Source organism: Bacteroidia bacterium (genome assembly GCA_041391665.1).
In the GTDB taxonomy this organism is placed as follows: domain Bacteria; phylum Bacteroidota; class Bacteroidia; order J057; family J057; genus JAGQVA01.
Window position 1 is genome coordinate 1,265,857 of record JAWKNO010000001.1, and the last position, 16,401, is coordinate 1,282,257.

Below are 16,401 nucleotides of genomic sequence, written 5' to 3' on the forward strand. Positions count from 1 at the left end.
TTAGTCAAGGTAAATCGGGATGTTACCCCCTATTACGTTGTTTAGGTCAATTGAATTTTTTGCAAACTCAAAAGCAAACCTAATCTCACGACCAGAACCAATAACCTGATAAAACGATGTAGCAAATACTATTGCAGTATCGTCGTTAACAGCATTATTCATTCCGATGACATTTGAAATGAAACGGCGAATTTGCTTTGCTTGACTTTCTGAATAACAAGAGTTTAAGAAAACGCAAGCAACATCGTTTGAGAAAAGTTTGAACAAATTCGCAAGTGGTTCTGACTGTACAATTTCAGCCTTATCTGTTTGATTATTAAGCAGAGCAATACCTTCGGTGGTACCATGTCCCGAAAAATGAACAAAATGAGGCGAAATATCTAAAAGGGCTTGTTGCAAATCTTTTACCCTAACTGCTGTTACTTTAATAAATTCAAACTTGTCTCGGTGCTTTGACCTCACAATCTCCGCCTCTATCTCTCTCATCTCTTTATCAAGTCTTAGTGGGTTGCTATTGAGGGGATTTGCGGCAAGAAACAATATTTTAATTTTGTTTTGACTGCGTATCAAGGCTTCTACTCTCTTTTCATCTGCCTGGACTTTGTCACCAATATTTACATAGTAGTTCGTTATCGAATCGCCGCTTATGATATCGCCGCTTCCTGAATGTTGCTTATGAATATCTCCTATGTGGACATCGCCTCCTGCTGATATGTTACTTCCTGTAACTACGTTCTTGACATTTTGAACAGTAAACTCTTCCTTTTTGGGTTTTTCTATCTCTGTTTTTTCTATTTTATTCAGAAGGTCAAGGAAAGAAAAATTGATTTGATTTTTTGATATTGTTTCCTCTCCATGAGAAATTACTCCTACTCGTATTTCTTTTTGAAGTTTGTTGTATCTTGAAGACAGCAGGATTGCTTCGTTTAGGTAATTGTCTCCGTCGGGATGTAGTTGTTTGAGAAACCCAAGCAATTCTGTAATGGCATCCTCAATCCTGCCATTGGCAATCAGTCCTTTTATATTTAATATTATGTGCTCTTTGTTCATTTTTTGTTTTCCTTTTTATTGCAGGGAACATCAGTGTATCCGCAATATTGCGTATATCCCCTAAATATCTTCTAGATCCATGTCCTCCAGCGGACTGCGCAGTTTCTCCTCCGCGTCCTTCCGCACATGCAGAAACCGCTCCGTCGTTTTGATAGATTCGTGCCCTAATAGGTGTTGTATATACTGCAAATCAGTGCCTCGTTCTAACATACCTGTGCTGAGCCTGCCGAAGTATGTGTCGCAAAACTATGCCGCAATGTATGCACCGTCGCAAACGGATTGATACCTGACTCCGCCACCGCCCGCCGCATGATCTGCTGCACACTTCGCGGGCTGTAGCGCTCGTCGTTCAGACCTTCAAATAACCAATACCTAGGTTTATAAATTTGCTGATATTTCTTCAACATTCCAAATATTTTGTCCGATAGTATCACATATCTGTCCTTCTTTCCCTTTCCGGCTTTAATAAATATTTGTTTTCTGTCAACCAACAGATCATCGAGCCGCACATTTACCGATTCGCTGAGCCGCAAACCCGCAGAATATATCAGAGAAAGAATACATCGGTGTTTGAGGTTTTTTACTGAGGTCAACAATTTCTGTACCTCATCTTCGCTCAATACCTCGGGTAACTGATCTGCTCTTCGGGGGCGCAGGTCGTAAAATTGCCGTTCCTATACCGTGTCCAGTAATAGCCTTCCTCATGGTTGTATTTATTGATGTACTGCGAATTTCGTAGTATCGCTCAAAGACGCATTGCGCGTTTGAGTCGAAATAGTGATATACAAGCTCTGTCTTTTGTTGCGTCCAGCAATGGAAAAAAATTGCAAAAGGTAAATTTAGCCCCAAAATAAGCTATCCTTCCCCCCTCACCTCCCCGCAAACCAGTCCATATACAGCTCCAGCCAACTGCTTAAAAAGCAGGGCAGGTTGAGGAGTTGGGACTTTCTGTCTTTTTTGTCCTCAATTTTCAGCCATTTTTCCCATGAGAAACAGGTACTTCGATGAGCGGGTACTCTACATTAGACCTGGTGCAGCTTAGGGGAAGGGGACACTGGGACTACGCCTTTATCAACCACCTGGTAACAACCCTTGTCAATCTGAGCTTTTTGGGCTTAACTTAATGGGGTTGAGCCCATGTTATGCACCTTAATTTACTACATCTTCAATGATTTTCACGATTTCATTCGCACGATTATATATCATAAAATGCCCTCCATTATTTATCACTACTGCTCCTTCTATTCTTTTGCCAGGGAAGATCCGATCTTTATTTCCATGAATCCGAAGTATTTCAGCTGAGTTCCCCAATTCCTGCCATTCCATTATTTTATTAATCGCCCAACGTAAAAATCTAATATCAGTTTCCCTTACGATTTCTTTGAGCATTTTTTTCTCCTGCTTTTCCTTTACACTGAAAAAGTAAGGGGCAAACCATTCTCCTGCCTTTCGCAGAAATACACCACCAAATAATTTATCAATTCTCACCCTTCGTAAAATTTTGACCGGAAAACTGAACTCTTTTGGAGTTACAATGGACGAAACCAGAATGATTCTTTGGCAATTAATTTTTCGACCCATCTCCTGGGCAATTATCCCTCCAAATGAAACGCCAAGAAGGGTAATCCCTTCCTTTTCTTCTATTTGATCCAGCAATTTCTCTACGTATGATTCCAGTGATTCTTCTTTTGCAGGAATGGACCAATGAATTAATTCTGTATCGTATTCTTTAAAATTCAGCTTTTCAAACACCCTGGCGTCCGCACCTAGACCACTTATTAAATAGATTTTCATTTTTCTTTAATCTTGGTGCATAACGTTTGCACTGCCGCCCGTGCCGCCCTGCGTTGGCTTTGCGGGTTGGGCTTTGGGCGGCATGGTCGGCAGTGCTTTGTTCGCTTTATTTTTATTCAAAATCGTCACCAAGCCTAAAACCACCTTCTTTTGACTCAAACGAACTGTCTTTCACCACATTTTTATTAGTGAAATCGCCTTCAACTTTAATCAATTTATCTCCAATGATGATTTCGTCTTTTGTTTTTACGTCAAGATTGTCTGCAATATTTTTACTTCTGTTCTCAAATTTTGATGCAGTATTTAAGAATGAATTTAGTTCCTTGACAAACTTTTCATCTTTTAACAAGGTCTGCAATTTTGTTTGAATCAAGTTCTCTTGGTTTTTAATGTTGACAAAATCATCTGATGAAGACTTGTGCTCAATGTCATCAACTAAAAACCATGAACGTATCCAAACTAATGAAGAATTAATAAATTCTTCTGGGAACTTTTTTACAATAGACTTGTTCTGGTGTAAGTGATTGATAGTCAAAAGTAGTAACTTGTAGAAAAAAGAGAAAATGGGTATATCATATACGTCGATACGAAGTGAACGGCAATGGCGATCGAGCACAGGTCTGACCGAAGAGCAATTTAAAAAATTGGTGAGATTATTTGGGGAAGCCTACGAAGAAATGTTTGGAGAGTCCTTGACAAGACGTCAGGAAAACCAGGCTTCGCCCTCGACGTTTCAGACGTATGAATCGTTGCTATTTTTTGGACTGTTTAGCATCAAAAGTGGGTTAAGCTATGACCTTCTGGGCTTGAGTTTTGACCTGGCGCCCTCGAATGCGCATGCAACGCAGGGGATGTGTTTAACGGTTCTACAGGCCGCGCTGGCGCGAGGGGGCTATCTGCCGCGGCGGGAATATGCCACCGAAGAAGACTTTATGGAACACTGGAAAACGGAATCCGATATCATCATCGATGCAACCGAGCAACGGATCCAACGCCCTGTGAATCAACAGGATCAGAAAGATTTATACAGTGGAAAAAAAAGACCCATACCCTGAAAATGATGATTTTTGCCAACGCAGATAAATGCATCCGTTACCTCAGTTATGCCTATCAGGGCACTTGTCATGACTTTACGATTTTGAAAATGGAGTTGCAGCCGGAAAAGGGGGGATGGTTGGATCACCAGACGGTCCACGTTGATTTGGGCTATCAGGGAATCGAGAAAATCTATCGCATGGGACAACTGCAAATCCCGGAGAAGAAAAAGAAGAAAACAGCTTTGAGCGAAGAGCAGAAAAAGTGCAATCGGGAGAAAAGTTCTTTTCGGGTAAAGGTGGAAAATTCCATCGCCGGAATGAAACGATTTCGCTTTATGAGTGATCGTATCCGGACAAAAAATATCTGTTTTTACAATAAAGTCGCCGGAATTTCCGCCGGTTTATGGAACTTTAACCTAACTAATTGAGTATCAAACCAGAACAAGTCTAATTTCATTCTTGGTTATTATTCCAAGCAAAAATTCTAATGCCTTTTCCGCCATTGTTAATTATTTAATGATTGATTGATTTTATCCTGCCATTCAGTTGCGCTAACTAAAAGGGGATGATTTTCTTCGTAGTAGGAATTAAATATTTCTATTGCCCTTGCCATAAACTTTTTCGCTAATTTTGTTTGTTTATTGTCATAATAGGTTGCTGCAATACTCCAAAAAGTTTTTGCTAAATCAGGGTTTTGATTGTCATTAAAAGTCAACCTGATTTTTAGTGATTTTTTGTGGTAGAACAAACTCCGTTCAAAATTCCCTAAATATCTATAAGTGTTGCCAATATTGGTGTAGGCTGCCGCTAAGTAAGAGTGATTATTGTCTAATGTCTTTTCCCATATTTTTACTGATTTCTTATAAAAGTATAAACATTTTTTGTAATCATCAGAGTAATAATAAGTATTACCTAAATTATGAAGTGATTGAGCAATTTCTTTGCTTTGTTTTGGATGAATTTTATAGCGAATGGCTAATGCATTTTGATGCGCCATTATACTTTCTTCATATTTTTCCAAAAATGTTAATGTCTCTGCTTTGCTGTTTAGTGCATCCGCTAATCTTTCAGAGTTTTGACCGAAAACATCTTCACATAATTTAACAGCAGAGCCTTCAAATCGCAATGCAGTTTCGTATTTTCCAGAAGAAAAATAAAACATTCCTAATGATATCATCATTTCACCCAACAGAGAATCATCAACCAAGAATTTTTTTCTTTTTGCACTTATCACGTCAATTAAATTTTCAGAAAACATTATGAATTTACCTTTCTTGATTGGCGATTCGCTTTCGGCATAATTTACTTTCAATTTTTCATTTATGTAATTAGAGTATTCAATAAATTCAGATAATTTGAACTCATATTTCTTCCTTACAACATCACTAATTATAGGATGCATTCTAAATGTATCATCTTGTTTGCTCCATTGTAAAAATCCTTTTTGAACCAACCAATTTAAATTTTTAGTCAGATTATCCTTTTTTTCTGATGGGGATTCAATTTTCAAAAATTCCAATAGATTTATCTCGGGCGTTTTTGAGTATGATAAAAAAGTACTTGGAAACAATGAAAAATGTTTTAAGAAATTTTCTGTTTCATCTTCAATTTTATTTACTTTCAATACATCAATCAGATAGTCCACTACTGCGTAAATACGTTGATTTTTGTTATGAGCCAGTTTTGGCATATTTGGATACGAAATATTCATACCCTTTTTTTTTAACAAATCCAATATTTCTGACAGCCCCCACCTATAAGATTGTCCTAATTTTGATATAATTTCTATTAAAAGTGTGTGTTTTTCAATTAGTCTTAAAATTTCTTCTACTTTGGAATCGTCCTTTTGGTAGTTATAGTGATGATAAAATAGTGTTTTGGCATTTACATCAGATAGTTCACTTAACTCGAATTCTAAAAATCCAATCAATTTTTCTCGTGATGTTACAAGTACCTTCCAATTAGGACGTAATGCAATATTGTCAATAATTGCGGCATGTTCAATGTCTTCCGATGCATTATCAATTACCAACAAATTATGTGACTCTTTATCCTTTATTTTCAATTGTCGCATTCTGTTGATGAGAATTTCAAAACAATTCTTCTGCCAATCAGCATCTTGTTGAGTTAAATCAAATTCTGGTTTTAGTCTTAAACTATCAACCAATTGTGTTTCGTAGATGAATGATTCAAGTGTATTCTTGTTAATATTAATCCAGGCAACATAGTTATATGAATTCCTGTGTTTCGCAATAAAATATTTAGCAAGAGTAGTTTTCCCAATGCCACCTGTTCCATTTACAAGAATGACTTTATCATTTTCATCAAACAGTTGTTTGAGTTCTTTCAATTCAAATTCCCTTCCTATGACATCAGATTCATCTACATAAGGTAGTGTATTCAAAGTAATGGGTATAACATATTCTTCACCGTTTATAAAATACTTATCTCCTACATGGACATCACCCTTTGTATAGATAGCACTTTTATAAACAATATTTTTCATTTTTTTTATTTTTATAGTTGAAGCGAACATCAGTGTATCCGCAATATTGCGTATATCCCCTAAATATCCTCAAAATCCCTACCCTCCAGCGGACATCCTTCCGCAAATACCGATTATCTGCAAAGAACGTCAGCCAAGTATCTGAATCTACCAATATTTTCCATCACTCCAAAAAATTTCTCTGGCGGTAGCATTTTTCTGTCTCGCTTCTCACCTCCCCACAAACCAGTCCATATACAGCTCCAGCCAACTGCTTAAAAAGCAGGGCAGGTTGAGGAGTTGGGACTTTCTGTCTTTTTTGTCCCCAATTTTCAGCCTTTTTTCCCATGAGAAACGGGTACTTGGATGAGCGGGTACTCTACATTAGACCTGGTGCAGCTTAGGGGAAGGGGACACTGGGCGCTCCGCGCCGCATTAAAACTTAGTTGTTGGGTGCAGAATTCTCTTTTCATTTAAGCCTTTGACACAAAATACATCTCTATCTCTCCCTTACCTTTTGCTCTGATCTTTCCACGACTTTCGAAGGTTAAATCAGCATCGTCTTTAAGTAAATCGTAGATAGCTTGGCTGATGTTTACTTTGCCCACCTTGCCAGCGCTTTCTATGCGGCTGGCGGTGTTTACGGTATCGCCCCAGATGTCGTACTGGAATTTCTTTACACCCACGATACCCGCTACTATCGGACCAATATGGATTCCCGCGCGCATCTGGAATCCCAGCTTTCCTTCTGCTTCCAGTTTGGTATTTCGGTCCTGAATGAAGGACTGCATTTCCAGTGCGGCCAATACCGTGTTCTTCGTTGAATCGTCCGTGGTTACGGGTAATCCTCCGGCAGCCATATAGGCATCTCCAATGGTCTTGATCTTTTCTATGCCGTATTTATCCATGATGACGTCAAAGGCTTCAAAGCATTGGTTGATTGCGCTCACCAGTTCGGAGGCACTGAGCTTTTCGGAGATTTCGGTGAAGGAAACAAAATCGGTAAACAGGATGCTCACCAGATCAAAGTCACGGGCATCCGCTTTGCCTTTTTCTTTGAGCTCCCGGGCGATTTCTTCGGGTAGAATGTTGAGCAGGAGTTCTTCACTGCGTTGCTTTTCCTTGCTTATTTTGTTACGCTGCACGAAGAACACGCCCGCAAACAGGAGTACCACCACAAATCCGCCCATGAACCCATTTCTTGCCATGGTTTGTCGGTTCAGTTCCTGTGCGGCCAAGGCATCTTTCTTTTCCTGCTCTGCTTTCGTAGTAGCTTCCTTCTTATCAAACTCATACTGCATTTCCAGTTGGGTGAGTTTCTTGGTGTTCTCTTCGTTGAACAAGCTATCCCGCACAGCAATCATTTGTTCATAATAAGCCAGGGCATTCTTGTCCTTGCCCATGGTTTTGTAGGTATTGTAGAGGCATTGGCAGGCTTCTTTTTGGAGATCTAAAGCACCAATTTCTTCCGCTAGTGCCAGGCCTCTTTGGCAATATTTCAGTGCGCTTAAGTTTTTACCTTCCTTTTTATAGTGGATGCCGATATTGCTTAGGATATCTGCCATGCCATTCTTATCCCCGAGTTCTTCTCCGGTTACCAGCGACTTTTGGTAGTATTCCAGAGCGAGAGGGGAGTTGCCCTGATCCGAGTATATGTGGCCGATGTTGCCCAAGCTGGTTGCGATGCCAATTTTATCCCCGAGTTCTTCAAAAATGGTCAACGACTTTTGGTAGTATTCCAGGGCGCTGGGGTAATTGCCCTGACCATAGTAAATGATGCCAATATTGACCAGGCCACCCGCGATACTTTTTTTATCGCCGAGTTCTTCCTTAATCGCCAGCGACTTTTGGTAGTATTCCAGGGCACGAGGGTAATTGCCTTGTTCATGGTAAATGAGTCCGATGTTGCCCAAGCTGGTTGCGATGCTTTTTTTATCCCCGAGTTCTTCTTTAATCGCCTGCGACTTTTGCAAGTATTCCAACGCACGGGGATAATTGCCCTGGCTCATGTAAATGAGTCCGATATTGTTCAAATTTTTTGCGATGCCTTTTTTATCCCCGGGTTCTTCCTGAATCGCCAGAGACTTTTGGAAGTATTCCAGAGCCTGGGGGTAATTGCCTAAGACATAGTTTGCCATGCCTTGCAGCTTATAGCCTGTAGCAGAAGCTTTGGGGTAATGCTGTTTCTTCGCATAGGTGTGCAGGGCTTCGGCCAGGATGGCTGCCGTGTCCGGCCATGAGTACAGGTAGTCGTTCACGATGTAATCTTCGTACGCCTGTACACGCGTTGAGTCAGGTTGGGTTTGGTCTTGCCATAGAGTATATAAAGAATCAAGGCTCTGGGCTTTTAGGGCAATGCCCAAAATGTTTATTATGATAAAGAGGAAGGTTTCTTTCATTGTGAGGTATCATTAAATGGCATAACGGTTAGTATATAAAAAGCCGGCGATTTAGAAGCTCTAATCTTTCAGTTAAGCACAAAGTTTGATACGAACCCAAAGCCTTGATTTTACTAATATTTCGCCTATGTTGTATATACATTGTTACACGAAACCTTCGGTAGTTTTCCAAGTCCGTGCGTCCTAAATTAGGGGATTTACCCTTTAAATTCCAGTGCCATGAAAAAAAGAACCTGCTTGATCAGGCCTGCAAGCGAAGTAGCAGGCTTTGAGGCCTTGTATGAGTTGATGAAGGGTCAGATGAGCCTCTCGGGGAAGAGCGGGAGCACGCTGAAGAATTATGCCCACCACGTGGCGCAGATGGCGCTGCACTCAGCGTTTTCATACTGGGCGCTGCGCGCCGCACGAAGACTTAGGTGTTGGGTGCTTTTATTCTTCTTGTTTTTCAAGTATCAAAGAATATATATCATCCTTAATGGTAATGGTTTTTTCACTGTAAATGGCTTTTATCAATTCTTTAGACTTGTTCTGGTGTAAGTGATTGATAGTCAAAAGTAGTAGCTTGTAGAAAAAAGAGAAAATGGGTATATCATATACGTCGATACGAAGTGAACGGCAATGGCGATCGAGCACAGGTCTGACCGAAGAGCAATTTAAAAAATTGGTGAGATTATTTGGGGAAGCCTACGAAGAAATGTTTGGAGAGTCCTTGACAAGACGTCAGGAAAACCAGGCTTCGCCCTCGACGTTTCAGACGTATGAATCGTTGCTATTTTTTGGACTGTTTAGCATCAAAAGTGGGTTAAGCTATGACCTTCTGGGCTTGAGTTTTGACCTGGCGCCCTCGAATGCGCATGCAACGCAGGGGATGTGTTTAACGGTTCTACAGGCCGCGCTGGCGCGAGGGGGCTATCTGCCGCGGCGGGAATATGCCACCGAAGAAGACTTTATGGAACACTGGAAAACGGAATCCGATATCATCATCGATGCAACCGAGCAACGGATCCAACGCCCTGTGAATCAACAGGATCAGAAAGATTTATACAGTGGAAAAAAAAGACCCATACCCTGAAAATGATGATTTTTGCCAACGCAGATAAATGCATCCGTTACCTCAGTTATGCCTATCAGGGCACTTGTCATGACTTTACGATTTTGAAAATGGAGTTGCAGCCGGAAAAGGGGGGATGGTTGGATCACCAGACGGTCCACGTTGATTTGGGCTATCAGGGAATCGAGAAAATCTATCGCATGGGACAACTGCAAATCCCGGAGAAGAAAAAGAAGAAAACAGCTTTGAGCGAAGAGCAGAAAAAGTGCAATCGGGAGAAAAGTTCTTTTCGGGTAAAGGTGGAAAATTCCATCGCCGGAATGAAACGATTTCGCTTTATGAGTGATCGTATCCGGACAAAAAATATCTGTTTTTACAATAAAGTCGCCGGAATTTCCGCCGGTTTATGGAATTTTAACCTAACTAATTGATTATCAAACCAGAACAAGTCTTTTATTATAACGAAATTTCACCATAGAGTAATTCAAAAATGTAGACTCAATATTCAATGTAATTTTAAGGATAAATTTTTCTTCAGGATTTGGCGGGATTTCTATTCGTACAAATTCTCTGAAAATTTTGCTTAGAAATGGAAAATACAATTCAGTAGCTTCATTTACAGAAAAGAACAACCAGCCATTTCGCTCATCTATTACTGACATATAGTCTCCTTCGATATTATAGCAAACCGCTTCTATTCCCTTAATCACTTCATCATTTCGATCTACCAAAAAGAAGCTTGGTAGTAACTCTTGGGGGATTTTAGAAGCATTCTTGTCTAAGCTATCAACCCACTCGACATTAAAGATTAATTCAAAGGAATCTAGTTCAATTGTTCGAAAATAAATTTCATCCCCTTTAACTGTGAAAATGCCTGTTTGGATATTACTACGACCTTCACAGCCATACTCCCAAAAAAACGTTGAATCTGGCCATAGGGATATTGTATTAGAGCAAAATTCACTTTTAACAAAGTATTCACCAAAACAATTCTGGGACTTCGCAAAGCCACAAATGATAAAGAAAATTAATATACAAATTTGATTTTTCATTTCTTTTAGCAGCTAACGGTCTCGCATACAAGGCGTGCGACCGCATAGGGTGTACTTCGAACTATTCCCGCTGTTTTGGTCCAACTGCGCCCGCAAACGCTATACCTCCTCACTCAAAGATAACAACTGGGCCATCAATTCCCATATTAACTCATGACAGCCTTCCAGCGTTTCATGTAAGTTCATCTGCTCTCTTTTTATCTAATTTATTATTTTTTTTCAGTTCTCTCCTTTTTTTTATTTCCTTGAGAGGGAACCTAAGTAGTTACTAATTATTAATAATCATTCTGATACATCTTTTTTATCATCAATTGGAATTGTATCAATTTCTTCCAATTCTTCAATTATTTTTTTTAGTTGTTGAATTTTCGCATAATCATCTTCCGACAAAACATAGTATTTATTGCGGCTGGTTATCATGTTTGTTTGAAGGTGCAGAGCCGTTGTAACTATCTTATTTATCAGGATATTATGACGATTATCATGCAACGTTTTCAACGTGTGTCTTTTCTGCACCTTCCCACTCGCCCGTTAATTTCCAAAGTTCATAATACACAATCCATTCAACTATCCATGGAATTGTATATTCGGCAATTTTTGTAATATCTTTCCATTTCAAATCGCCCGGATAGAATAAACATAAACTGCCTTCTTTGTAAATATGGATATCTGCTCTCGGCTCAATATTAGGCGACAAAATAAATACTTGCGGAAAATGTCCAGCCCTGAATAAAATTCTGACCTTATAACGGTCGCAAGTCTCGGGTTGCAAAAAGCCGGTACAGATTAATGTATCATTTTCAATACGGCATTTTAGAAAGTCAAAATTCTTTTCGATATGTAATTTTTGATAATACGCCAATCCAAATGAGCGTGGTTGTTTATTTCCTGTAAATATAGAAATCGAACTGCCACCATAAAATCTATGCGGTTTGGACGATATTCCTTGTTCATTTTGCGAAATACTTCCGTTGCTTGTAATTTTATGGCTATTTGATGAGATGTTATTAGCCGTTTCCCTTAACTTTTCTTTTTTGGTATCTTCGTTTATAACTTGCATCATTACACCAGCCAAAGCATTTTCCTTTTGTTGAACAACTTGCTGTTTTTCTTTCTGTTGAATATAATCTCTTTCGGAAAAATCTAAGGCTTTCATTCTGTTTATTAAAGATTGTTTTTGTTCTTCTTCTTCAATAAACTTTTGCTTTAACTTTCGTACGATTTCATCAGCATTTGTTATGTCCTTGAAAAAGTCTATGCTTCTGTTAAACCAGTTTTTAAAGTTTTGAAGCATTTTTTGTACTTCGCCAAAAGCTAATTGATTAAAATTTTCGAAATTTGATTTTGCGTTGTCGGTAAAATTATATGAACCGCCGTAAGCATATTTTTCGTCAATAATAATGAACTTGCTATGCATAAATTCGCCGTGAATGGCACTATCCGAGCCGATTTTATTGACTTTTGCACCTGCCAATTGTAACTGCTTGAAATTTTTATGACGTAATAAGTTAACTTCGTCCGATGACAAAAGTAATTCTATACGAACTTTATTTGCTCGTTTAATTAGTAAGTTAATCAGAAATTCATCGGTAAACCATGAAACTGCAACTTGTATTGAAGTTGTCGCCGTTTCAAAAATGCTGCGTATTTCTTGCTGATAATTATTCATGACTGCTATTTTTAATGGTAAAACAATTTTAAATTTTATACCACAAAAATAGCTCGAAAAGGAAGGCGGGATTGAGTTCTGCAACGTTGTAAACGCCTTTGCAAGGTTGCAGAAATTTAGATTGGTAATTCTAAATAATTAGACTTTAATGATATACGTTTTTTCTCGTCTCTGTCACCGATTATAAGATACTGTTCGAAAATTGATGCTTCTGCATTACCTATTTTGTCGCGAAACGCAGATTTTATCCTGGAACATTCGGTATTTAATGTTGATTTATCTTCTGGGTTATATAATTTTTCAATACTGCTTTGCATAGTATCCAAATTTTCAAATGGCGAAATTGATTTGTAGTAATCCCAAATCTCGTTTTTATAATCTATGAGTTCTGCGAAACGTATTCCTTCTGGATGTCTCAAAAATAGATAATATAATGCTTTTTGTCTCGGGGTAAGATTTATTTCAAGATTACCATAATCCAATAAAAAAAACCTAAAATCATTAGTAATTTTCAACCTGCTTATTTTATTGTTATTTTGAAAACCTTGTCTGAATAAAGTTTGCTTTCTAATATTTTCAAATAGATTAAGTGCTTGGTTAATCAATGCAGGTTCAACATTCTCTGCAATTAATCTATCTAAACAAGTCTGGCATATATCACCAGTTCGTAGTTTTAATATCACTTGTGATTTTTGTTCACACATATCGCTAATACAGCCTAATGGAAATTTATGAACGTACTCATCAATATTGTCTAAATCCATTTTGAAAAGGACGTATAAAATACTTGATATTACTTCATAAGCAACTGGATATTTATGATGTGCCTTGATGAAATGTTCCCAATCGCCTGTGTGTACAAAAATGTTCCGTTTTCCTTGTTCAAAACTGCTAAACCAATTTAATGAATTTCGTCTTGAAGTTAGAAGTACAACAAAATCATCATCGCTAATGTGTTTTACGGTTCTGAATTTATTGCAAATACCAAAAAACTCACGCCAGCTCAAAGGATTTCCTCGTTTGCTGTCGTATATTGTTTTTTTACTTGGCTTTACGGCCCTGAACTTAAAGTTTTCATCAAACCATTGCAGAAATTTGAAATCATTTGAAAAATCAGTCAAATCATGTTCAAAAAGCATTGGTCCATTATGCGAATTTAAAATTTCTTTTACGTCAAGAAAATCCTGCTCGCTGTATTCTGTTGTTTTTATTAGATAAATCCTCATTGTATTGTCAATTCAAAATTACCGATAACATCAGTTCACGGCCATTAAGTTAGCAATTTTTTGCGTCAGATCGAGCAGGTGTGCGGAGTTCACGGTCATTAAGTTAAGAAAAAAACGTAACCTGAAGCAATGAAAATGGAAGTGTTATGGATCGAAGTTTACGATGGGCCATAGACTACCTGACATAACCCAACCGATAACTTGTGTGGCTGGACTAAGAGCATGTTAGGATTTTAAAAATTGGGCAAAGGTCATTAGGTTGAGTTTGCAAACAAAAACCAAAATGACCACTCAGTATAGCGAACTCACTGATGCCCAATGGGAGTCAATATCGGAATTTTTTGATTGGAAACGCAAACGAACGATGCCGATCCGTTGTGTAGTGAATGCGATTTTATATCTGGTACAGACCGGATGTCAATGGCGAAATCTGCCGCCTCATTTTCCGAAATGGTCGGCCGTGTACTACTATTTTGATAAATGGAATAAAGATGGGACGATGGATCAGGTGAATCTAGCCTTAAACCAACAAGATCAGGTACGGGAAGGTCGTGCGCAGCTTCCTTCTCTTGTCTGTATTGACAGTCAAAGTGTTAAGCTGGCGCCCATGATCTTTGAACATCGGGGAATCGATGCTAATAAGCGCATCAATGGTCGGAAACGCCAGTTGGTAGTAGATGTGGGCGGGCGGATTTTTGATGTGGAAGTCCATGCAGCCCATCTCCATGATGGCACAGAAGGGAAGCGCCTCCTGGGGCAGATTTCGGCCTATTCGGAGCGGTTAGAAAAAATCCTGGGTGATCAATCCTACCAGGGAAGTTTTGCAGCGGAAACCGAAAAATTAGGGTTGATTTTTGAGTGTGCCTCCAAACCCGAAAGTGCTAAGGGCTTTGTGCCGGTCGCCAAACGATGGGTAGTGGAACGCACCATTGCCTGGACAAATTTCTTCCGAAGGATTGTCAAAGACTATGAACATACCCTCCGATCGGCCAAATATTGGCTCATTTGGGCCAATATTTCGATTATTTTAAACCGAATTACCTGATGATCAAATACTTATATTTCCTAACATGCTCTTAACTTAATGGGGGTGAGCTGATGTTAGCTGACATATTTTTTCAAAAAATCTTTTATTTCATGAATGCTCTTTTTCTCGATTTTATTTTCAATGTGATCTACAAGTAAACTGACTCTATCTAAAGCTGAAGTTGCCAAAGAAATTGGTAAATTATACTGTATTGCCTGTTCAAAAGCATGAAGAGATTTTTTATAGTTATCTTTTTCAGACAAATAGGCTAAAGCTAAATAAGACCAAATATGTGGATTTTTAGGTGTTGATTTTGTTCTAGGTTCGAGTATTTCAATTGCTTTATTTGAATTTAATCTTGATTCCTCTTGATTTCCCATTAACTTTTGAACAATTGCCAAGTTTACATAAACCCAATATCTATACATACCATCTTCTGAAAAAAAGAATCTATTGGCTTTTTTAAAGCTTTCTTCCGCTTCTTTATACTTAGCAGAAAATAATTTTATACATCCAAGTTCATAATGAACTGACGGGTAATCGACTTTACTTAAAACCTTATTAATAACTATTTCTGCGGAATCAAAATCACCAATTCTACGATAACCTTCAGCAAGTCTTCGATTAAGTTGAATATCATCTGGATACTTCTCTATTAATACTTCAAGATTTTTAATCGCTTCTTTAAATATTCCTTTCTCAATTAATAATTTATTTAATTTATATGAAATAAGCTTATAATCTGGTTTGATTTTCTGAGCTCTTTTATATGCACTAATTGATTTATCAAAATCACCCTGATAATTAAACCATTGTGCTTCTAATATTGGAAACATCAAATCAATTGCTATTTCCTTCTCTCTTTCAAATTCAGCTTTTAAATGTTCAATTTCATTGATTTGTTTATCAAGTTCAGTTTTTGTTTTTCCTAATAATTCTTTCAGCTCTTTTCTGATTAAATCAATTTTTGAAAATCGGTCTGCTGCTACCCAACCTGCTATTCCAAGAATTAAAACCATAAGACTAAATAGCCAAGCGGACCAATCAATAATTTTTCCAGCGATATCATTTTTTTCCTGGTTGGTTGAATTTAAACCCTCAATCTTATTTTCCAGAATTCTATATTTTATTTCTAATTCATTATTGAGCTGTAAGATATTTTTTTTTGTTTCTTTAAAACTCTCTACTTCCTTTTCAAGAAATTCGATTTTCAATTTTAATTCCTCTTCAATTTTCGGAGGTTTTACATTTGAGGAATTATTTTGAGCAAAGGAATGACCACTCAAAACAAATAATAGAATAGCTAATAAAAGTTTGTATTTCATTTCTTAATTTATTGTGTCAGCTAACGTTCTGGCTAAACGCAGTTGGCAGCTTTTGCTGCCAATTGCCGTTTTAGCCATTGTTCACGGTCATTAAGTTAAGAAAAAAAGCGTAACCTGAAGCAATGAAAATGGAAGTGTTATGGATCGAAGTTTACGACGGGCCATAGACTACCTGACATAACCCAACCGGTAACTTGTGTGCCTGGACTAAGCCACTATCAACCACCTGGTAACAACCCTTGTCAATCTGAGCTTTTTGGACTTAACTTAATGGGGGTGATGCCCA

The 16,401-nt window shown here is 38.2% G+C and carries 17 protein-coding genes; 6 read left to right on the forward strand and 11 right to left on the reverse strand.

All coding sequences use genetic code 11. From position 1 onward, the window contains the following. From R3D00_05285 to R3D00_05300, 4 genes are all read right to left on the reverse strand, one after another. Positions 1-1,050, reverse strand: coding sequence for a CHAT domain-containing protein (locus R3D00_05285; GenBank protein MEZ4772577.1), 1,050 nt, complete (start codon positions 1,048-1,050; stop codon positions 1-3). Between the two features lie 203 nt (positions 1,051-1,253). Beyond that, on the reverse strand, positions 1,254-1,643 hold the full coding sequence (locus tag R3D00_05290) for a tyrosine-type recombinase/integrase (protein MEZ4772578.1): 390 nt from the start codon (positions 1,641-1,643) through the stop codon (positions 1,254-1,256). A 556-nt stretch (positions 1,644-2,199) separates the two neighbouring features. Continuing rightward, positions 2,200-2,844 (reverse strand): alpha/beta hydrolase, encoded by a 645-nt coding sequence (locus tag R3D00_05295; GenBank protein MEZ4772579.1) that lies wholly within the window; start codon positions 2,842-2,844, stop codon positions 2,200-2,202. A gap of 112 nt (positions 2,845-2,956) precedes the next feature. Next, positions 2,957-3,379 carry a hypothetical protein gene (locus tag R3D00_05300; GenBank protein MEZ4772580.1) on the reverse strand — a complete coding sequence of 141 codons (423 nt, stop codon included), beginning with the start codon at positions 3,377-3,379 and terminating at the stop codon, positions 2,957-2,959. Between the two features lie 28 nt (positions 3,380-3,407). Between R3D00_05300 and R3D00_05305 the strand changes: the two genes are divergently transcribed. Both R3D00_05305 and R3D00_05310 read left to right on the forward strand, forming a co-directional pair. Continuing rightward, positions 3,408-3,899, forward strand: coding sequence for a hypothetical protein (locus tag R3D00_05305; GenBank protein MEZ4772581.1), 492 nt, complete (start codon positions 3,408-3,410; stop codon positions 3,897-3,899). Positions 3,900-3,901: 2 nt separating this feature from the next. Further along, complete coding sequence (locus tag R3D00_05310; protein ID MEZ4772582.1) at positions 3,902-4,309, forward strand: transposase family protein; 408 nt, start codon at positions 3,902-3,904, stop codon at positions 4,307-4,309. Between the two features lie 77 nt (positions 4,310-4,386). On the opposite strand, the gene R3D00_05315 is transcribed toward R3D00_05310, so the two are convergent. Both R3D00_05315 and R3D00_05320 read right to left on the reverse strand, forming a co-directional pair. Further along, positions 4,387-6,387, reverse strand: coding sequence for a tetratricopeptide repeat protein (locus R3D00_05315; protein MEZ4772583.1), 2,001 nt, complete (start codon positions 6,385-6,387; stop codon positions 4,387-4,389). A 452-nt stretch (positions 6,388-6,839) separates the two neighbouring features. Next, positions 6,840-8,765 carry an adenylate/guanylate cyclase domain-containing protein gene (locus R3D00_05320; protein MEZ4772584.1) on the reverse strand — a complete coding sequence of 642 codons (1,926 nt, stop codon included), beginning with the start codon at positions 8,763-8,765 and terminating at the stop codon, positions 6,840-6,842. A 219-nt stretch (positions 8,766-8,984) separates the two neighbouring features. On the opposite strand from R3D00_05320, the gene R3D00_05325 reads away from it, so the two are divergent. The 3 genes from R3D00_05325 to R3D00_05335 are packed head-to-tail and all read left to right on the forward strand — an operon-like array spanning position 8,985 to position 10,247. Beyond that, positions 8,985-9,302, forward strand: coding sequence for a hypothetical protein (locus tag R3D00_05325; protein ID MEZ4772585.1), 318 nt, complete (start codon positions 8,985-8,987; stop codon positions 9,300-9,302). 43 nt (positions 9,303-9,345) lie between these two features. Continuing rightward, a complete protein-coding gene (locus tag R3D00_05330) occupies positions 9,346-9,837 on the forward strand; it encodes a hypothetical protein (protein ID MEZ4772586.1) in 492 nt (163 codons plus the stop codon). A gap of 2 nt (positions 9,838-9,839) precedes the next feature. After that, positions 9,840-10,247: a transposase family protein gene (locus R3D00_05335; protein ID MEZ4772587.1), complete on the forward strand. Its 408-nt coding sequence runs from the start codon at positions 9,840-9,842 to the stop codon at positions 10,245-10,247. Between the two features lie 3 nt (positions 10,248-10,250). Here R3D00_05335 and R3D00_05340 read toward each other — a convergent pair whose 3' ends face one another. The 4 genes from R3D00_05340 to R3D00_05355 form a co-directional block, all read right to left on the reverse strand. Then, positions 10,251-10,868, reverse strand: coding sequence for a hypothetical protein (locus R3D00_05340; GenBank protein MEZ4772588.1), 618 nt, complete (start codon positions 10,866-10,868; stop codon positions 10,251-10,253). Positions 10,869-11,150: 282 nt separating this feature from the next. After that, entirely contained in the window at positions 11,151-11,288 is a 138-nt protein-coding gene (locus R3D00_05345; GenBank protein MEZ4772589.1) for a hypothetical protein, read from the reverse strand. Positions 11,289-11,349: 61 nt separating this feature from the next. Further along, a complete protein-coding gene (locus tag R3D00_05350) occupies positions 11,350-12,537 on the reverse strand; it encodes a phospholipase D-like domain-containing protein (protein MEZ4772590.1) in 1,188 nt (395 codons plus the stop codon). 116 nt (positions 12,538-12,653) lie between these two features. Beyond that, positions 12,654-13,763, reverse strand: coding sequence for a hypothetical protein (locus tag R3D00_05355; GenBank protein MEZ4772591.1), 1,110 nt, complete (start codon positions 13,761-13,763; stop codon positions 12,654-12,656). Between the two features lie 283 nt (positions 13,764-14,046). Here R3D00_05355 and R3D00_05360 point away from each other — a divergent pair, with 283 nt between their 5' ends. Further along, positions 14,047-14,808 (forward strand): IS5 family transposase, encoded by a 762-nt coding sequence (locus tag R3D00_05360; protein ID MEZ4772592.1) that lies wholly within the window; start codon positions 14,047-14,049, stop codon positions 14,806-14,808. A gap of 56 nt (positions 14,809-14,864) precedes the next feature. On the opposite strand, the gene R3D00_05365 is transcribed toward R3D00_05360, so the two are convergent. Next, positions 14,865-16,115 (reverse strand): tetratricopeptide repeat protein, encoded by a 1,251-nt coding sequence (locus R3D00_05365; GenBank protein ID MEZ4772593.1) that lies wholly within the window; start codon positions 16,113-16,115, stop codon positions 14,865-14,867. Positions 16,116-16,401: the final 286 nt, after the last annotated feature.

What these genes read in the sequence shown, in the direction of transcription:
- R3D00_05360 (MEZ4772592.1), top strand. Translation starts at nt 14,047, where the DNA reads ATGACCACTCAGTATAGCGAACTCACTGATGCCCAATGGGAGTCAATA.
- R3D00_05355 (MEZ4772591.1), bottom strand. Translation starts at nt 13,763, where the DNA reads ATGAGGATTTATCTAATAAAAACAACAGAATACAGCGAGCAGGATTTT.
- R3D00_05345 (MEZ4772589.1), bottom strand. Translation starts at nt 11,288, where the DNA reads ATGATAACCAGCCGCAATAAATACTATGTTTTGTCGGAAGATGATTAT.
- R3D00_05285 (MEZ4772577.1), bottom strand. Translation starts at nt 1,050, where the DNA reads ATGAACAAAGAGCACATAATATTAAATATAAAAGGACTGATTGCCAAT.
- R3D00_05365 (MEZ4772593.1), bottom strand. Translation starts at nt 16,115, where the DNA reads ATGAAATACAAACTTTTATTAGCTATTCTATTATTTGTTTTGAGTGGT.
- R3D00_05325 (MEZ4772585.1), top strand. Translation starts at nt 8,985, where the DNA reads ATGAAAAAAAGAACCTGCTTGATCAGGCCTGCAAGCGAAGTAGCAGGC.
- R3D00_05350 (MEZ4772590.1), bottom strand. Translation starts at nt 12,537, where the DNA reads ATGAATAATTATCAGCAAGAAATACGCAGCATTTTTGAAACGGCGACA.
- R3D00_05310 (MEZ4772582.1), top strand. Translation starts at nt 3,902, where the DNA reads ATGATGATTTTTGCCAACGCAGATAAATGCATCCGTTACCTCAGTTAT.
- R3D00_05320 (MEZ4772584.1), bottom strand. Translation starts at nt 8,765, where the DNA reads ATGAAAGAAACCTTCCTCTTTATCATAATAAACATTTTGGGCATTGCC.
- R3D00_05315 (MEZ4772583.1), bottom strand. Translation starts at nt 6,387, where the DNA reads ATGAAAAATATTGTTTATAAAAGTGCTATCTATACAAAGGGTGATGTC.
- R3D00_05335 (MEZ4772587.1), top strand. Translation starts at nt 9,840, where the DNA reads ATGATGATTTTTGCCAACGCAGATAAATGCATCCGTTACCTCAGTTAT.
- R3D00_05305 (MEZ4772581.1), top strand. Translation starts at nt 3,408, where the DNA reads ATGGGTATATCATATACGTCGATACGAAGTGAACGGCAATGGCGATCG.
- R3D00_05295 (MEZ4772579.1), bottom strand. Translation starts at nt 2,844, where the DNA reads ATGAAAATCTATTTAATAAGTGGTCTAGGTGCGGACGCCAGGGTGTTT.
- R3D00_05340 (MEZ4772588.1), bottom strand. Translation starts at nt 10,868, where the DNA reads ATGAAAAATCAAATTTGTATATTAATTTTCTTTATCATTTGTGGCTTT.
- R3D00_05330 (MEZ4772586.1), top strand. Translation starts at nt 9,346, where the DNA reads ATGGGTATATCATATACGTCGATACGAAGTGAACGGCAATGGCGATCG.